Origin of the sequence: Chromohalobacter sp. HP20-39, from assembly GCF_033052815.1 — a bacterium.
In the GTDB taxonomy this organism is placed as follows: domain Bacteria; phylum Pseudomonadota; class Gammaproteobacteria; order Pseudomonadales; family Halomonadaceae; genus Chromohalobacter.
Genome location: NZ_JAWHTP010000654.1, coordinates 1 through 274 on the forward strand (window position 1 = coordinate 1; position 274 = coordinate 274).

The window sequence follows — 274 nt, forward strand, 5'->3', positions numbered from 1 at the left end:
TTCGTGCTGGGCAATGCCGAGACGGTCATCATCGTGCCGGGCTACGGCCTGGCGGTGGCGCGCGCCCAGCATGCGGTCAAGGAGCTGGCCGCCAAGCTGACCGACAAGGGCATCACCGTCAAATACGCCATCCACCCGGTGGCCGGCCGCATGCCGGGCCATATGAACGTGCTGCTGGCCGAGGCCGAGGTGCCCTACGACCAGGTCTTCGAGATGGAGGACATCAATGCCGAGTTCGGCCAGGCCGACGTGGCCATCATCCTGGGCGCCAACG

The 274-nt window shown here is 66.8% G+C and carries 1 protein-coding gene; it reads left to right on the top strand.

Annotated features, from left to right (window positions below; translation table 11 throughout):
* On the top strand, nt 1-274 hold a 274-nt coding region (locus RVY79_RS19565; RefSeq protein ID WP_317466238.1), incomplete at both ends, for an NAD(P)(+) transhydrogenase (Re/Si-specific) subunit beta.